Annotated in this window: 13 protein-coding genes and 1 pseudogene; 3 read left to right on the top strand and 11 right to left on the bottom strand. The window is 57.8% G+C overall.

The window, feature by feature from the left end; translation table 11 throughout:
* Positions 1-113: 113 nt before the first annotated feature.
* From folE to ppa, 11 genes are all read right to left on the bottom strand, one after another.
* On the bottom strand, positions 114-701 hold the full coding sequence (gene folE, locus HMPREF2756_RS03495; protein WP_048778824.1) for a GTP cyclohydrolase I FolE: 588 nt from the start codon (positions 699-701) through the stop codon (positions 114-116).
* The gene (ftsH, locus tag HMPREF2756_RS03490) at positions 688-2,955 is read right to left on the bottom strand and encodes an ATP-dependent zinc metalloprotease FtsH (RefSeq protein ID WP_070618358.1); all 2,268 of its coding nucleotides are present in this window, start codon (positions 2,953-2,955) and stop codon (positions 688-690) included. Before ftsH ends, folE begins: the two co-directional genes overlap by 14 nt.
* Before the next feature lie 181 nt (positions 2,956-3,136).
* Positions 3,137-3,343 (bottom strand): type II toxin-antitoxin system HicB family antitoxin, encoded by a 207-nt coding sequence (locus tag HMPREF2756_RS03485; protein ID WP_070618354.1) that lies wholly within the window; start codon positions 3,341-3,343, stop codon positions 3,137-3,139.
* Positions 3,344-3,520: 177 nt separating this feature from the next.
* Complete coding sequence (gene hpt / locus HMPREF2756_RS03480; RefSeq protein WP_004005768.1) at positions 3,521-4,072, bottom strand: hypoxanthine phosphoribosyltransferase; 552 nt, start codon at positions 4,070-4,072, stop codon at positions 3,521-3,523.
* A 177-nt stretch (positions 4,073-4,249) separates the two neighbouring features.
* Entirely contained in the window at positions 4,250-4,486 is a 237-nt protein-coding gene (locus tag HMPREF2756_RS03475) for a hypothetical protein (protein WP_070618351.1), read from the bottom strand.
* Between the two features lie 141 nt (positions 4,487-4,627).
* Positions 4,628-5,824 carry a tRNA lysidine(34) synthetase TilS gene (gene tilS / locus HMPREF2756_RS03470; protein ID WP_070618348.1) on the bottom strand — a complete coding sequence of 399 codons (1,197 nt, stop codon included), beginning with the start codon at positions 5,822-5,824 and terminating at the stop codon, positions 4,628-4,630.
* A gap of 361 nt (positions 5,825-6,185) precedes the next feature.
* Positions 6,186-7,313 (bottom strand): zinc-dependent metalloprotease, encoded by a 1,128-nt coding sequence (locus HMPREF2756_RS03465; RefSeq protein ID WP_070618345.1) that lies wholly within the window; start codon positions 7,311-7,313, stop codon positions 6,186-6,188.
* A gap of 83 nt (positions 7,314-7,396) precedes the next feature.
* Positions 7,397-7,624 carry a helix-turn-helix transcriptional regulator gene (locus HMPREF2756_RS03460; protein WP_004005772.1) on the bottom strand — a complete coding sequence of 76 codons (228 nt, stop codon included), beginning with the start codon at positions 7,622-7,624 and terminating at the stop codon, positions 7,397-7,399.
* Between the two features lie 263 nt (positions 7,625-7,887).
* Positions 7,888-8,514 carry a hypothetical protein gene (locus HMPREF2756_RS03455; protein WP_070618342.1) on the bottom strand — a complete coding sequence of 209 codons (627 nt, stop codon included), beginning with the start codon at positions 8,512-8,514 and terminating at the stop codon, positions 7,888-7,890.
* Between the two features lie 41 nt (positions 8,515-8,555).
* Complete coding sequence (locus HMPREF2756_RS03450) at positions 8,556-9,632, bottom strand: hypothetical protein (RefSeq protein ID WP_246825823.1); 1,077 nt, start codon at positions 9,630-9,632, stop codon at positions 8,556-8,558.
* 454 nt (positions 9,633-10,086) lie between these two features.
* Positions 10,087-10,572: an inorganic diphosphatase gene (gene ppa / locus HMPREF2756_RS03445; RefSeq protein ID WP_048753300.1), complete on the bottom strand. Its 486-nt coding sequence runs from the start codon at positions 10,570-10,572 to the stop codon at positions 10,087-10,089.
* A 236-nt stretch (positions 10,573-10,808) separates the two neighbouring features.
* On the opposite strand from ppa, the gene dacB reads away from it, so the two are divergent.
* The 3 genes and pseudogenes from dacB to HMPREF2756_RS03430 all read left to right on the top strand — a co-directional run.
* A complete protein-coding gene (dacB, locus tag HMPREF2756_RS03440; RefSeq protein ID WP_246825822.1) occupies positions 10,809-12,440 on the top strand; it encodes a D-alanyl-D-alanine carboxypeptidase/D-alanyl-D-alanine endopeptidase in 1,632 nt (543 codons plus the stop codon).
* Positions 12,441-12,573: 133 nt separating this feature from the next.
* Positions 12,574-15,327, top strand: coding sequence for a DEAD/DEAH box helicase (locus HMPREF2756_RS03435; protein WP_070618337.1), 2,754 nt, complete (start codon positions 12,574-12,576; stop codon positions 15,325-15,327).
* Between the two features lie 160 nt (positions 15,328-15,487).
* A pseudogene (locus HMPREF2756_RS03430) lies at positions 15,488-15,719 on the top strand (recombinase RecJ); the annotation flags it as partial.

Below are 15,719 nucleotides of genomic sequence, written 5' to 3'. Positions count from 1 at the left end.
GTTCAACGCCAAGGGACTCTTCTGTCTTCAATGCGAGCAGGTGGTTTTTGGCCGAAAAGGTAGTATTTTCCTACCTGTTCGGGCCAAAAACCACCTGCTCACGGAATAAGAAACTACTGCTTCGAGAAGATCAGGCTCATCGCCTCGGCGCGAGTTGCCGCGTTTTTGAGCTGCCCGCGCACCGCACTCGTGACGGTTTTCGCGCCGGGTTTGCGCACGCCGCGCATCGACATGCACATATGCTCGGCCTCAATCACAACGATCGCGCCGCGCGGGTTTAGATGCTCCTCCAGTGCCTCCACCACCTGCGTGGTCAGCCGCTCCTGCACCTGGGGGCGGCGCGCATACACCTCAAGCACCCGCGCCAGCTTGCTCAGCCCTGTCACCTTGCCGTCAGCCCCAGGAATGTATCCAACATGTGCCACCCCGTGGAAAGGCACCAGGTGATGCTCGCACGTGGAATAGAACGGGATATCCTTCACCAGCACCATCTCGGAATGGGCAATATCGAAGGTCGTGCCCAGCACATCGGCGGGGTCGGCGTGCAAGCCTGAGAAAAACTCCTCGTAGGCGCGAGCCACTCTCGCCGGGGTGTTCTGTAAACCGTCACGGTCAGGGTCTTCACCGATTGCCAGCAGGATTTCCCGCACCGCCGCCTCAATGCGCGGCTTATCTACCCCCGAGCCGTTATCCTCGCTCATCCGACCCTCCATAGGGGTTCTGGTTCGGGTTGTTATACGGGTACGGGTTCTGCTGCTGCTCATTCTGCTGACCCGGATACAGCTGCTCAGGGTATTGCTGCGGAGGCATCGCCACGGTCGGATCGGTATCCTCAATATCCTGCGTGCCTGGATGCGGCATCTGCTGAGGCTGACCGCCCTGATCGGGCAGGTTCTGACCCGGCGCCGTGTGCTCGGGCGCAGTCGGCATGGACGCAGTCGTAGGAGCCTTCATCGCCACGGTTGGATCGGAATCGCCCTCCAGACCATTCTTCTCTGCAGCAAGTTCGCTCGGAGCCTTCACCGGCGGAATATCGGTGCGTTCGCGGCCTTCCTTGGAATACCAGTGCTCGCGTTCGGGGCGCTTACGCACATCCTTGAAGATCTCAGCGATCTCATTCTCCAGCAGAGTCTCTTTCTCCAGCAGAGCGAACGCCAGGCGGTCAAGCACATCGCGGTTCTCCACGAGAATCTGGAAAGCCTCATCATGAGCTTCTTCCAGAAGTTTACGCACCTCGATATCGATCTTGTAGGCGGTCTTGTCAGAGTAGTTACGTGCCGCCGAAGGATCGCCGCCCATGAACGGTTCGGTGTCGTCGCTGCCAAGTTTTACCGAACCCAGCAGGGCGCTCATACCGTAGTCGGCTACCATTTTGCGTGCGGTATCGCTCGCCTTCTGAATATCGTTCGCAGCCCCCGTGGAAGGATCGTGGAATACGATTTCCTCAGCTGCGCGGCCACCCATCGCATAGGCCATCTGATCCAGTAGCTCGTGGCGCGTGGTCGAGTACTTATCGTCCTGCGGCATGACCATCGTGTAACCCAGTGCACGGCCACGCGGCAGAATCGTAATCTTGGTAACCGGCGCAGAGTTGCGCAGGGCGGCAGCCACGAGAGCGTGACCGCCCTCATGGTACGCGGTCACCTTACGCTCATGCTCACTCATGATGCGCGAAGCACGCTGCGGGCCCGCCATTACACGGTCGATAGCCTCATCGATAGCGCGGTCATCAATCACGTTGCCGTTATCGCGGGCGGTCAGCAAGGCTGCCTCGTTCATCACGTTCGCCAGGTCTGCACCCGTGAAACCGGGGGTACGCTTAGCGACCTGCCCCAAATCGACGCGACGGTCGATCGGCTTACCGGCGGCGTGCACCTCAAGGATGCGCTGGCGGCCCTTCATATCGGGCGCATCCACACCGATCTGGCGGTCGAAACGACCCGGGCGCAGCAGGGCGGGGTCGAGCACATCCGGGCGGTTGGTCGCAGCAATCACGATCACGTTGGAGTTGCCGTCGAAACCGTCCATTTCGACAAGCAGCTGGTTAAGGGTCTGCTCGCGCTCATCGTTACCGCCGCCCATGCCGACGCCGCGGCGGCGACCGACCGCATCGATCTCGTCCACGAAGACGATTGCGGCGGGGTTAGATTTTGCTTCCTTGAACAGATCGCGCACGCGGGATGCGCCCACACCCACGAACATCTCAACAAAGTCGGAACCGGAAATCGAATAGAAAGGCGCGCCAGCCTCACCCGCAACAGCTTTCGCGAGCAGGGTCTTACCGGTACCGGGAGGGCCGTACAGCAGCACACCCTTAGGAATCTTAGCGCCTAGTCGGGTGAACTTTTCGGGCTCCGCAAGGAACTCGCGCACCTCTTCAAGCTCAGCCAGTGCCTCATCAACACCGGCGACATCGGAGAAACGCACGGTCGGGTTATCTTTGTTGAACTTCTTCGCGCGCGACTTCGCGAAGCTCATGACCGAAGAGTTACCGCCCATGCGACCCATGAGCAGCCAGAAAATTGCACCAAAAAGAAGCACCGGCAGCAACAGAGAAATCAGCGAACCCAAGAAGCTGTTTTCCACCGGCTGATCGGTGTAGCTCTCCAGCTGGGCGCCGTTCATGGTCCGCACGACTTCTTCGGCACGCGGCTGCACATAGTAGAACTTCACAGAGGAACCGTAGTTGTTGCTGCCCTGCTTATAGTCTTCCTTCAGCTGCAGCTCAACACGCTGGTCGCCATCATAGATTTTCGCGCTCTTCACCTGATGGTCGTTGAGCAGCTGCAAACCAACGTTGGTATCTACCTGGCGTGCGCCCTGCGCAAAAAGCGAGCTCAGCGAGAACGCCACGACAACAATTGCAATAACGATAGCCCACAGCCAGCGACCATTGATCAGCCTGCCTAAAAAGTTATCGGGGCCGTTCGGCGAGTTATTGGATTTTTGCGCCAATGCTTAATTCCTTACGTTTACGACGGCTACACGCCGGGTACGCGCCGCAGCGTGCCGGAGCACTCCGTGACGATAGAAAGATGCAACTTTAAATGTACCCTAACCCCGCCGGATTACGCCTGCATCGGCGGCATTTCACCTCAAGGCTAAAAGGAGTCAGTGCGGGCATGCAAAAGCATGTCTAAGCGGTCGATCCCCAACTCTGTTCCCTGCATACCTCTAAAAAGGTTTGCAGGCTTGCTGTGCCTTCCCGGTGCATGTCAGCAACGTTATCTGCATAAAAATCTGCGCCACCATTCAAACCAATGAATTCGCCACGCAGCATCTCTGTCTCTGGATCGTATTGAATGACAGCCTTATGACCATCGATCATCATCACATTGTTCATGGTTTCACTCTACAGCTCGTCAAGGGAAACCTTTACCCCTGGCTGCGGATTAGCTAAGCGGTGACGCACGGTTTCGAGAAACTCTGCGCGCAGGCATAAGCGTGCCCGCGCATCTAGAATTTTCTCAGGATGCGCGGGCACCAAAAATCTTGTGCGCACGCTGCGCACGACCGGGTTTTAGGAGTATACGTGCGGGTGCAGAGTCGCCACACAGTCGAGGTTGCGGTACTTCTCAGCGAAATCGAGCCCGTAACCAACCACGAACTCAGGTTCGATATCCCAGCCCACGTATTTGACCTGAACGTCGGTCTTGACGACCTTCGGCTTACGCAGCAGGGTGCAGATTTCCACAGATTCCGCGCCGCGCGATTTAAGGTTCTGCTGCAGCCACGCAAGAGTCAGCCCGGAATCAATAATGTCTTCAACAATCAGCACATTACGACCGGTCAGATCGGTATCAAGGTCTTTGAGAATACGAACCACACCCGAGGATTTCGTGCCGGATCCATACGAAGAAACCGCCATCCAGTCCATCGTGTAATGCCCCTTGAGCGCGCGGGACAGGTCTGCCATCACCATAATGGCGCCCTTGAGAACCCCCACGAGGAGCACGTCTTTGCCTTCGTAATCTTCGTCGATGCGCGCCGCCAGCTCGGCAACTTTCGCATTGATCTCTTCCTTGGTGAAGAGTACGTTCTTCAGATCGTCCTGCACGTCTTGAGCCTGCACGGATTCTTCTTTCTTGCCGGGGCGTCTTCACGCCGAACCCGCCCGAATATTTTATCGGGTCGGGTATATTTTCTTGGTCCGTTTTAAGTATGACTTAAATTCTGATGCGCGGCTTACGTTTCACGGGTGTCTGCTGAGGTGCTGTGGAAGAATGACCCCGAAAACACGAATAAACCGCTACCGCGCCGCCTTCGCCGTCTGCTCAGCCAGGTAAGTTGCGGTTTTCAGATCAAGATTCAGCTCTGTGCGGCGCAGCTCGCGAATCAGCTGAACCTCATCTTTCGCAGGGTCAAGACCCGCCTTATCCGCTACGGAACGAGCCCAATCGATGGCGGCTTCCATCGGTTCGTCTTCCTTCGCGAAGAGAACGGCAAGTTCCGTCCTCGGGTTCTTATCGCTGCCAAAAAGTCCCATGCTTTTTCCTTCCGTATACCACCGAATCCTTGTGATATATCGAGATTCAAGGATTTTCAGTACCTTGCTATCTTAACACGGCACTATAGCCACTTTGAGAGATGCAACACAATAACTGGCTTATGAAGTCGAAGGCTTCTCTTACCGCTGGGAAATAAGTACCAGCGCATCCACGCGGGTATCGGTGCGGGGGTCGTGCACCTTGCGGCGGCGGTAGACACTCACATGCCCGGGCAGCTGTACCGGCCCGGCGGTGGCGTACTCGGCGACGAACTCGTCAAGCGCCTGTAGCCGCTCAAACCCGGGATTCTCCCCCTGCGCGGCGCGGGTCGCCAGGGCGAGCACGCGCATCCGAAGGGCAGGGTGCAGTACCGCCGTTTCCGCGCGGTTCAGGGCAATAATGACGGGGGCGGGTTCTTCGGGGACAGCATCCGTGGAGTGGTTGCCGGGCACCGTATCAGCCCCGGGGATGTCCGGTAGATGAACCCCGGCGGGCAGCTTCAGGCGGGCGTATTCAGCGGCGGCGAGCGCATCCAAATATTCGGCATCAGGCCCGGCGACTGCGGCGGTTCGCGCCAGGGAGAGTGCCACATCCCCGCCAAGATGCTCTTGCAGGAACGGTAGGATAGTGTGCCGAATGCGCGCGCGCATGAGCGTCTGGTCAGTGTTGGTGGGGTCGTTCCAGGGGGCGACCCCTTCGGCTTCGCAAATATTCAGCATGTCGGCGCGGCGCAGCGCGAGGAAGGGCCGCAGGTAGGTGACTCCGTTTTCGATGCGCACGGGCGGCATTCCTGCGAGGGAGCGTGTGCCCGAACCGCGCCCAAGCCCCAGGAGCACGGTTTCCGCCTGGTCGTCAAGGGTATGCCCCAGCAGAACAGCCCGTGCGCCGGTCTGTTGCACCGCACGTTCAAAGGCGCCGTACCGGGCGGTTCGCGCCGCCATTTCGGGGCCCATGCTGCCCTGCGGAACCTGCACGCGCTCCGTGAGTACAGGGTGCAGCCCCAGGTTCGTGAGGGTTTCTGCGGTGGATGCGGCAACCTCGGCGGAGTCGGCTTGCAGTCCGTGATCGACCACGACGGCGCCCACACGCACATCGGAACGACGCGCAAAGTGCGCGGCAATACAGGCAAGCGCGAGTGAATCTGGCCCGCCGCTGCACGCAACCAGCACGAGGGGCTTCTCGGTTTCTGCGCCCTGCTGCGATACGGTCGAGCCTCGCCGCGCACGCCCGGTCCCCTTGATGGCGCCTTCACCCAGCAGGTTCGTCAGCGCGCGAGCCAGTTCCCGGCGAGCCTTCCCCACCGCCGGATGCAGCCGCCCCTGCCGTCCATGTTGCATGTGTTGTCCTTCTCTGTTGTATATGCCGCTACGACAAAATCTATTCGCAAATCCTTTTGATCCTCGCGGCAGACGCAGCAGCGAATTACGCATTATCAAGTACGCTGGCGTATTGAAATAATGCTCGGTTTTGTCACATAAAGTGTCATGTAAAAGGGTTTTACGTGACAAAGTGTCATGTAAATCTAGAGTTTTGTCGCGTAATTTTGTCACATAAATATAAGACTCACGGCAATTAGTCCCGCTTTATACCGGGGATTTACGTGCATATATACCATATAAACACCCCATGTTTCGTGACATTTTATGTGACAAAAATTGTCACGAAACGCGCGGTTTTGTCATATAACCCGTTCTGGGATTACGCGGTATTCTCTTCGTCCCCACCACCAGCTACGACCACCTTGGCGTCCTCGTCCAGCACACGCTTGATCCAGGCGTCGGGGTTGTGAATCTCCCGCTCGGTCGGCAGGTTCTCGGGCCGCTCCCACACGACGTTGAAGCGTTCCATGCCGACCGCATCCACAATATGCTGCACGAACTTCTGCCCGTCGCGGTACTGCGCCATCTTTTTGTTCATGCCCAGCAGCCGGTAAATGAGCTTTGTGAGGAACTTTTGGGTTGAGCTGCGGCGGTTGAACCTGCGGCGAATCGTCTTGACGGTCGGCACAATCTGGGCGTCCACGGCATCCATCACCACGTTTGCGTGCCCCTCAAGCAGGCTCATAATGGCTGTCAGCTCGCTCGCGATTTTGCGTGCCTTCGCGGTGGCTTCTTTCACAGGATGCGCCCGCCCCTGCCCGGGTTCTTCGGCGCGGGCCTGGGCTGCGGCACGGAACGCATCTTTGAGGTCGAAAGTGCTGGCGGCGCTATCGCCCAGCTCCGTAATCTTGGCGAGAAAATAGTCGCGCAGCCACGGCGCGGCGGCAAACTGCACCCGGTGCGTCTGCTCGTGCAGGCACACCCACAAGCGAAAATCTTCGGGTTCAACGTTGAGTTCACGCTCGACGGAGACCACGTTCGGGGCGAGCAGCATCAGACGCCCACCCGGCTGCCCGTACCCGGCCAGCGCCGCATAGGGTTCATATTGCCCAAGCACTTTGGTGGAGAGGAACGAGAGCACGGCACCGACCTCGAAGGCCAACCCTTCTTTAAGTTTGTCCAGGTCAGCATGCGGTTTTTTCTGCTGGATCTTCTCGAATGCGGGCTTGACGAAGGGCACGAGCATGATAGAGAACGCCTGTGCGTTCGCCTTCGCCCAGGTACTTCGATCAACCACCAAAACCTCGGAGTCGCGCAGGTCTTGTGCCGCATCAAGCCCGGTAATGCGGTGCACATGGTCTACGGATTCTTCCGCCGCTTTGCGCAAGGATGCGACCACGCCAGCCATCTCCTGGGGCTTCATGCGCGGCCCGGCGGGCGCCAGGCTGCCCACGATTTTGGCGATGCGCTCAACATTTAGCAGGTTCTGTGTGTTGTTATGGCTCATATGCACAGTGTATCGAACTGTGCTGTGTGAGCCGCGCGGCTAGATGTCCCGCTTTATAGATGTCTGCCCTGAGGAGTCCTGGATTAGGCATGATCTGCACCTTCTACAACGAGGTATATACCCAGCACTTCAGCGGTTTTGAGCACAGACCCAAAAGATGGTCCCGGCTTACCACGTTCAATATCACGAATCGTTTTATCGCTTACACCCACCATATAGGAAAGTTCCAGCTGGGTGAGCCGTTCTTCCTTACGGATGCGCCGCACTCGCTGCCCGAAGTTCTGAGCAAACTCTTCTGCATGAAAAGCCATCGTGTGTGCGGCATGATGGCCGCATCCCCCTTAAAAATACGAATAATAGTTCGGTTTTTAAGAATTTTACACCGCAGGGAGACTAAAAATACAGTAAATACGAACTATTTTTCGGAAAAATTTTAAGGTTCTCTAGATGAGAAGACACACATACACAAGTGGGAGCGGTTTCTTTATTTGGGAGCACTTTAAGTGCTCCCAAATAAAGAAACCGCTCCCGGAACACGCAGACACTTACAGGTGCAGCACAAGAAAGAAGCGAGCTAGGAACGCCTCTCGTCATGATCGAGAGGCATACGATAACGATTACCCTGCAAGAACAAATCCTTGACCGCAGGGTCATCAACCTCAGCATTCTTCTGCATCGTCTCAGCACGCTCCTGCGCAGCCTCACCAAACATCTCACGAGTCATCTGCTTGGTCTGCTCAATCTTGCTGCGTATCTCCGCCCGGGTGAAACCAGGCTTCCAGGGTTTAAGCCATGCCGCGTAAGCTAGGTAAAAGACCAAGGCACAGATCCCCACTATCGCGGTCTTATCTGTATCTTGAGTTACTACCAGTGCGACCACTAAGTACACCAGTGGAGGAATTAAGAATTCGTATGTAGCAAACAGCACCCCTCCCGGAGAGGGGCGCTGTGCACGCACCACCAACGGACGCTGAGCTAACGCGAGTAGTAGCGGGAAGATAAGATAAGAAACCAGCACGATCCTAACCGCTTGAAAAAGAGACAGAGCAGAGAACCCCAAAGCGGACACAACAGCCCCAGCAGCGAGAATCACAAAAAAGACACAGAACGATTCGAAAAAACCGATGAAATAACCGCCCATCAACGCAGCGCCCAGCGGTACATACTCTGGGTGATCCGGTGTATACTGACTACTCTTCATGTACGTATTCCTTCCCGCATTATCCACGTGTTGAAGTGTTTTCACCGCTTACGCGGAAGTTCTCCTCGTTTTTCATATTTGAGAGGTATACGGTAGCGATTACCCGGCAGGAACAGATCCTTAATCGCCGGATCATCAACATCAGCGTATTTCTGCATAATCTCAGCACGCTCCTGCATCATCCCGGCGTATTCCTGCGCGATATCGCCCACCAGTTCGCGGGTCATCCGTTTAGTCTCTTGAATTTTGTGACGCACTTGGGTACGGGTTAAACCAGGCTTCCAGGGTTTAAGCCATGCCGCATAGACCACATGGAACACTAAGGCACAGGAACCTACTGTTGCCGCCTTGCCTACATCCTGAAACATCCCTAGTGTTACCACCAGATACACCAGCGGCGGCACTAAGATATCGCATGCAGCGAATAGCAGTCCTCCCGGAGAGGGATGCTGTGCACGCACCACCAACGGACGCTGCACCAATACGAGTACTAGCGGAAAGATGAGGTAGGAAATCCATACGATACCAGCTATCTGCAGCCGCGGAAGAGACAGCGCAGAAAGCTTTGAACCTGGCACAACGACCCGAGCACTGAGAATCACGAGAAAGACACAGAACGATTCGAAAAAACCAATGAAATAGCCGCCCTTCAGTGCACTCGTCAGCACTACATACTCTGGATGATCCGGCGTATACTGACGCTCCTTCGTGCGCCCTCCACGCAACATAGAGACGCTGCCCCAGACGAGCGATGCCACATAAATTTGCGAAGATAGCCTCTGGAAGACAGGCTGAGGTAACTCCTTCAAGGGTGAGTATTGCTTCCCAAGGATTTGCGGCGCCTTCACCAACCTCATTGACAAGGTCCTCTGACGGACAGCGCTCCCCAGACCAGAGACACTATTCCAAAGCTGTTTCGTTTTTCGGCTCCGCCCAATAGCTTTACTATATTCCGTTATTGTCTCGGCCAGAGCTGACACGCGCGTTCGCAGGGCGACAACGGACTTAGTTTTGCCGGTAATACCGTGCGACGTATTATCTACATTTTCAGTACCAAGAACCTTGCGCATTACGTTCGGGGCAGTAGCCCGCGAGGCAGTACCATCACCCGAAAACATCGCAGAAACCCCTGCCGTGGCAGTTAAACGAATGGCATTTCGACATTCACATATCAAGCCTTTCATTTATACTCCTCACCACGACATATCCATTTCAAGGACGTCATATGCTGCAAATTTCCTGGTGCACAACAAACTCTTAATTAAGAAATACATAGTGCTATATCGCGTACAGATACCCAGATTATGGGCTAATTATCCGTCTCTGTATGTATAGAAGATTTAATGAACAGCGTATTATTTCCCACACTATACGTTCACGTAGCGCAGTGCAACGACAATAAAATTAATTTTTAATAAAGCTCCTCGGGAAAACTGCGGCTCCATAATAGCAACCGCGAGAACCGCTCTTGCACCCCTAATACAAACGGGAGCGGTTTCTTCATGCGGGAGCACTTTATTTGCTCCCGCATGAAGAAACCGCTCCCGATGTTAACAGGAACGCGAGTAAGGCCTAGTGACCTTCAGCGGCGAAGCGGTCGATCGCCTCCTGAACCATCTTCTCTGCCGCGGCGATGTCGTCCCAGCCTTCGCCCTTCACCCATTTGCCGGGTTCCAGGTCCTTGTAGCGCTCGAAGAAGTGCTGAATCTCAGCCTTGAGCTGCTCGGGCACGTCCGCCAGCGACTTGATGTGATCGTAGCGCTTATCGGTGGGCACACACAGTACCTTCGCATCGCCACCAGCCTCGTCAGTCATGTTAAATACAGCAACCGGGCGAGCCTCCACGATCACACCGGGAACAATATCAACGTCTAGAACCAACATGGCGTCCAGCGGATCGCCGTCCTCGCCGAGTGTGTTCTCAAAGTAGCCGTATGCGGTGGGGTACTGCATTGAGGTGAACAGCACGCGATCTAGATGCAAACGACCGGTTTCGTGGTCTATCTCGTACTTCACCCGGGAGCCGCGGGGGATTTCAATCGTGACGTCGAGTTCCATGGGAACCTCTTTCTATGAATGTAAGCCTCTGCACCGCGCATCAAGGCGGCGAACAACTCCCCCATTGTACCCCCTGAACGCGTGCACAACACCCATTCAATGCCACAAAAATCGTGCTTTCGAATACGTTGCCGCGAACATCATCACGCTATCTCCAGGCGAGCTGGTAGCCTGTAGTCCTCGCGATGCGCGTAACCGGCTCGGTGTTTCGCGGCGGAATTCGTTATGCTCTTAAGATGCGTTCACCCCAACCGATAAACACCCCGTTCACTCGCCGCGCCCTGCTCGGTGCAGCACCCGCGCTATTCCTTGCCGCATGCTCAAACCCAAGCGGCGGGCAGTCGCAGAGCGGCACCGTATCCGTAACCCCGTCGGTCACACCCACGCCAACCCCCACTCCGGTACTGAATACTCAGCAGCTTCAAGACCTGAAAACCCAGCTCGATAAGCTCTTTCAGGAGCGCCCCTACCCCGCCCATTCCATGCTTGTGACCGCCCTCGACGGCACACGTGAGCTCTATGCGGATGCCCCGGATACCCCGCGCCTGCCCGCATCGAACATGAAGATTCTAACCTATTTTGCGCTCGTGCAGACCGCGCCGGAACGCACTTTCACAACCTCGGTGGCGCAGGGTAAAAATGGGCTGTTTCTGGTGGCAGGCGGCGATACTCTGCTCGTGGAAGGGGCTACGGAACCGGCCACCGCGGGTTCACCGACGATGCGCGCCGGGCTGAGCACGCTCGCTGCGGATACCGTGCAGCAGATGAACGAACGCAAGGTCGCGCACGGCACCTTCCCCGTCTACCTCGACACCACGATCTACACGGGTTCCGCGACTAACCCCGGCTGGGAGCCCGGCGACCTCGAATCCGGGCAGATCACCCCGATTAACCCGATCGCGCTGGCCTCGCACACCGTACCCGGGCAGTCCACCCCCGATAAACCGGCGCGCCCGCAAGACGCCGGAATCGCCGCCCTGGAGGCGTTCGTGAAGGTGCTCAATAAGGCGAGTGAAGAGCATGCGGAGGTCAAATCAGGGTACGTGTTTACGGTTGCCGACCGCCGCCCCCGTGAGGCCGATGCCGAGCAGATTGCCCAGATTCAGTCGGCGTCCGCGCTCGATCAGGCCTTTGTGATGATGTTAGAGTCCGATAATGTACTCGCCGAGGTGCTGGGGCGTAATATGGCGATTGCCGCCGGTCGTGAGGGCAGCGCATCCGAGGCGCAGAAACTTGTGCGCGAGAAACTGCAGGAGGCGAAGATTTCGGTTACCGGGCTGGTGCAGGCGGATGTGAGCGGTATGTCCCTGCAGAACCGGGTGACGGCACGCACCCTGGCGCAGACCTTGGGGGCGTTGGCGGCGCATCCGAAGCACGACGAGCTTGAGCGCAGATTCCCGGTTGCGGGTGTTTCGGGTACGCTCAAGGATCGTTTTAGCGGAGAAGCGAATAAGTATGCGCGCGGGCATGTGGCGGCAAAGACCGGCACGCTGTTCACGGCCATTTCGTTATCAGGGTATGCGACCCGCCCAGACGGCACACGCCTGATTTTCGTGAGCCTGCTCAACGACGTCGGCGGTGCGGAGGCTCTGCCCGGCGCGAAGGATACGGTCGATAGCGCCGCGGCGATCGTGGCGGCACGTACCGAACCGCCCGCGAACCCCACGGGAACGCCCGCACCTTCGGGCTCACAGGTACCGGGCTCATCCTCGGCTCCCGATGCTACAGATTCGGGTTCCGCCCCGAATTCCTCGCAGGCCCCGGATGGTTCGTCTTCCGCTTCGCCCGCTGGTGGCAGCGTGCCGCAGGAGGATGCGCCCTCCCAGGCGGCGGAACAAAACCCCGCCGAGGTTCCCAGCTCGCAGTAGAGCACAAATATGCAAAGTATTGTATATTTATCTGACTGCCGAGTATATCCGAGGGCATACAGCAGCCACGCATCACAAGCACTTTTGCGGTTATCCGCGCATATTCACTCACCCCGTTCCGAAGGATAGTTTCGTGTCTTCACCCTCTGCCGCATCCGTGCCCGACGATCTGCCGAGAGTCGCCGTTACGGAGCTTTTGAGTGTTCACCACTGCGAGACGGCGCTCTACGCCGATTTTTCGCGGCATACGGCAGGCACCCGGGAGAACGAACACGACACTACTGCGAGCGGTCCCTCTCATGTCGTGCGTAGTGATAGCGGCGCGCCCCAGTTAAACCCAGAAGTCGTGGCACTCCTGGAGGCGGCACAGGCTTCATGCGGCGCGGGTACGGGGAATTCGGCGGCTGACGAGGTGGAAATACGCACCGCGCAGGGCACGGAACGCTACCCGCTCGCGCGGCTGATCCCGGTGCTGGAAACCCTCACGGAACGCTACGAATTTTTGCGCACATCATGGCGGGCGGGTGTAGCACTCACCGATATTCCCGATCTGCTGAGCTGCGGTGACTGCCCAGCGTGCGCGGCACGTGTGGAGGCCGAAGCTGGCGCATCCGAAACGCTTGACGAACCCGAGCTCGTCCCTCATAGCAGCGATGATTCAGACGAAGAATCCTGGGCGGATTCCGGTGACTCCGCGGCGGAATCGGCGTTTGAGGGCATTCTCGCGAAGGCACAGCATCCGTACCGGGTGCGTCCTGCCGCCCCCGCCGACGATAATGAAGAATACGCTCAGCTTGAGCGCCTGCGGGAACGCCTTGCCAAGCTTGAAGAGCAGAATCAGAAGAATCGGGGGCTATCTGCCGAAAATACCCGGTTGGCGATGCTCCTCTCCGGTGTCGATTTCTATCGCCGCGAAAAGGCACCGTTTTGGCGGGATCATCTGCGCCGCCTGCACGAACCCTACGAGAATTGGGCGAATACGCGCAATTGCGTGATTTTCGAGAATGTTGAGACCGCAACCGATTGGGAGCGCGTGCGCGGGGCGAAAATGCGTACTCTGCGCGCGGTCGCTACCCTGGCAGATTCGCACACTCTCAAGGCCGACGATACCGGGCATTATCTGCTTTATAGTGCCGACGATGCGCCCGCGAAGGCATACGAAAGCATCGATTCCCAGGTGGAGGCGTTTCGCGCGACCAACCCGCAGGCTCGCGTACCAGACACACTGCATAGACTCGGTTTTTTCGGGGCAAAAATTATGTCTCTCGAACCGTATGAGGAACCGGGCGAACCCCCAGAGGACGCTACTTTGGCGACAGGTGGCGGGCAGCGTGTTGTGATGGTAGTTGCCGAGCGTATCCGCGTGAACGATGAAGAACATGCGGCCTTCCCGCTGGGGCTCACCCCGGGCGCACCCGTGACGACGAAACAGCTAGAGGCGGCGCTTATGCGCGTAGCGGTCGAGGCTGAAGACTCGATCCCCAACGTTGCCGCGACCGGGACGCTTGACCTTATCGAACGCCGCCCGCCGCGGCTCAAAACCCGCGAGAGCCTGCCCCAAGAGACGGAGTTTTCTCACGCCGAGCTGCCCACTGTTGAGGCGGTACTCGCGGCGGTTCGTGACCTTGACCGTTCCTATGTGGCGGTTCAAGGTCCGCCCGGGTCAGGTAAGACTTTCTTGGGATCGCAGGTGATCGCCAGGTTGGTTGCGGCGGGCGCGAAAGTGGGTGTGGTGGCGCAGTCTCACGCCGTCGTGGAGAATATGCTGACCGCGTGCCTGGAACGTAACCTGTTTCCCGCCGACCGGGTGATGCGCGCCAAGGGCAAATCTCAGCTCCCCGATTACCCCTGGGTTGAGGCCAGCGATAAAGATCTGACCACTTTATTAGACAATTCCGGTGGGTCTGACGGCGAAAAACCCGGCACCGGAACTTCGCCCGGCATTCTTTTTGGCGGGACCGCCTGGGATTTTGCGAACCCGAACCGAATTCCTGAGGGATCGCTCGACCTGCTCGTTATTGACGAAGCCGGGCAGTTTTCGCTCGCCAACACCCTGGCGGTTGGAAGAGCCGCACGGAACCTGCTTCTGCTGGGTGATCCGCAGCAGCTGCCGCAGGTGGCGGTGGGTGAGCATCCGTACCCGCTGGATACCTCGGCGCTGGGTTGGCTGTCCGGCGGGCAATCGGTACTGCCCGCTGCATTCGGTTATTTTCTGCAAGTCACCTGGCGTATGCATCCGCAGCTGTGCGCGCCGGTTTCCACACTATCCTACGGCGGGAAGCTGCACTCGGCAGCGGCGGCGAGCGAGCGCATCCTCAAGGTTCCTGAGCGTGAAGAATCCGTTCTGCCCGCCGATCCTGGGCTGTATATGTACGGCGTTCATCACGAGCACTGCACCGTACGTTCCGAAGTAGAAGCGGCAGCCGTCGCGCGCCTAGCGGGCGAGTTCGTGGGTGCTTCCTGGACTCCCGGGGCGAATCAGCCCGCACGCGAGCTCACCGGCGAGGATATTGTGGTGGTTGCCGCCTATAACGCGCAGGTCGATACGATTGCGGAGCATCTGCGCCGCGCCGGTCTTCTGGATGCGGACGGTCACGGCGTGCGCGTGGGAACCGTTGATAAGTTTCAGGGTCAGCAGGCACCGGTGACGATTGTGTCAATGGCCTCCTCAAATGCCGGGGCATCGGGGCGAGGCGCAGAGTTTCTGCTCTCCCCTAACCGTCTGAACGTGGCGCTCTCACGCGGGCAGTGGTGTTCCGTACTGGTCGCATCCGACAGCCTGCACCGGTTCGTACCGCAGAGCATCCCCGAACTCTTGGCGCTAGGCGGATACCTGGGTTTGGTACGCTCCGCCACCCCCTGGGGCTCGCCCACATTCGAGTGCTGACAAGGCATATTAGACAGTTCTATGCAGCGCGCACACTCATCAGCACCAAACCCGGCACGATTGTGAGAAACAGCATCGCCCGGGTGTGCTTGCCCCTGCCAACCCGTACCGCGAAACCCTATCAAAACCCGAGGCGCTCAGGCATAATGGAGGGGTGTTCGTGTTAACCTTCATTCAACGTTCCCCACAGGTTTCATTGCCTGCGCTCCTCGACAAGCTCTCCAAGCTCAACCCCCGAGTTGAATTCGCACAAACCTATCCGGACGAAATTCAGGGTGCTTTCGAGAGCTCCGCAGACGCCCTGCAGGCGGCCCTGTATGCTTCGCGTGAGCAGGGATTCTGGGTTGGCATCGGAATTGGCGAGCTGCGCATTCCCCGATTCGCCGGGGCAC

Origin of the sequence: Rothia sp. HMSC067H10 (assembly GCF_001810635.1) — a bacterium.
Lineage (GTDB): Bacteria > Actinomycetota > Actinomycetes > Actinomycetales > Micrococcaceae > Rothia > Rothia dentocariosa.
The sequence above is the reverse complement of the archived record's forward strand: the minus strand, read 5'-3'. Positions and strand labels throughout refer to the sequence as shown.

Bases quoted from the DNA above. Each gene is read 5' to 3' on its own strand.
- HMPREF2756_RS03465 (WP_070618345.1), bottom strand. From the start codon at position 7,313: ATGAGCCATAACAACACACAGAACCTGCTAAATGTTGAGCGCATCGCC.
- HMPREF2756_RS03485 (WP_070618354.1), bottom strand. From the start codon at position 3,343: ATGAACAATGTGATGATGATCGATGGTCATAAGGCTGTCATTCAATAC.
- HMPREF2756_RS03455 (WP_070618342.1), bottom strand. From the start codon at position 8,514: ATGAAGAGTAGTCAGTATACACCGGATCACCCAGAGTATGTACCGCTG.
- tilS (WP_070618348.1), bottom strand. From the start codon at position 5,824: ATGCAACATGGACGGCAGGGGCGGCTGCATCCGGCGGTGGGGAAGGCT.
- dacB (WP_246825822.1), top strand. From the start codon at position 10,809: ATGCGTTCACCCCAACCGATAAACACCCCGTTCACTCGCCGCGCCCTG.
- ppa (WP_048753300.1), bottom strand. From the start codon at position 10,572: ATGGAACTCGACGTCACGATTGAAATCCCCCGCGGCTCCCGGGTGAAG.
- HMPREF2756_RS03460 (WP_004005772.1), bottom strand. From the start codon at position 7,624: ATGGCTTTTCATGCAGAAGAGTTTGCTCAGAACTTCGGGCAGCGAGTG.
- HMPREF2756_RS03450 (WP_246825823.1), bottom strand. From the start codon at position 9,632: ATGTTTTCGGGTGATGGTACTGCCTCGCGGGCTACTGCCCCGAACGTA.
- folE (WP_048778824.1), bottom strand. From the start codon at position 701: ATGAGCGAGGATAACGGCTCGGGGGTAGATAAGCCGCGCATTGAGGCG.
- HMPREF2756_RS03475 (WP_070618351.1), bottom strand. From the start codon at position 4,486: ATGGGACTTTTTGGCAGCGATAAGAACCCGAGGACGGAACTTGCCGTT.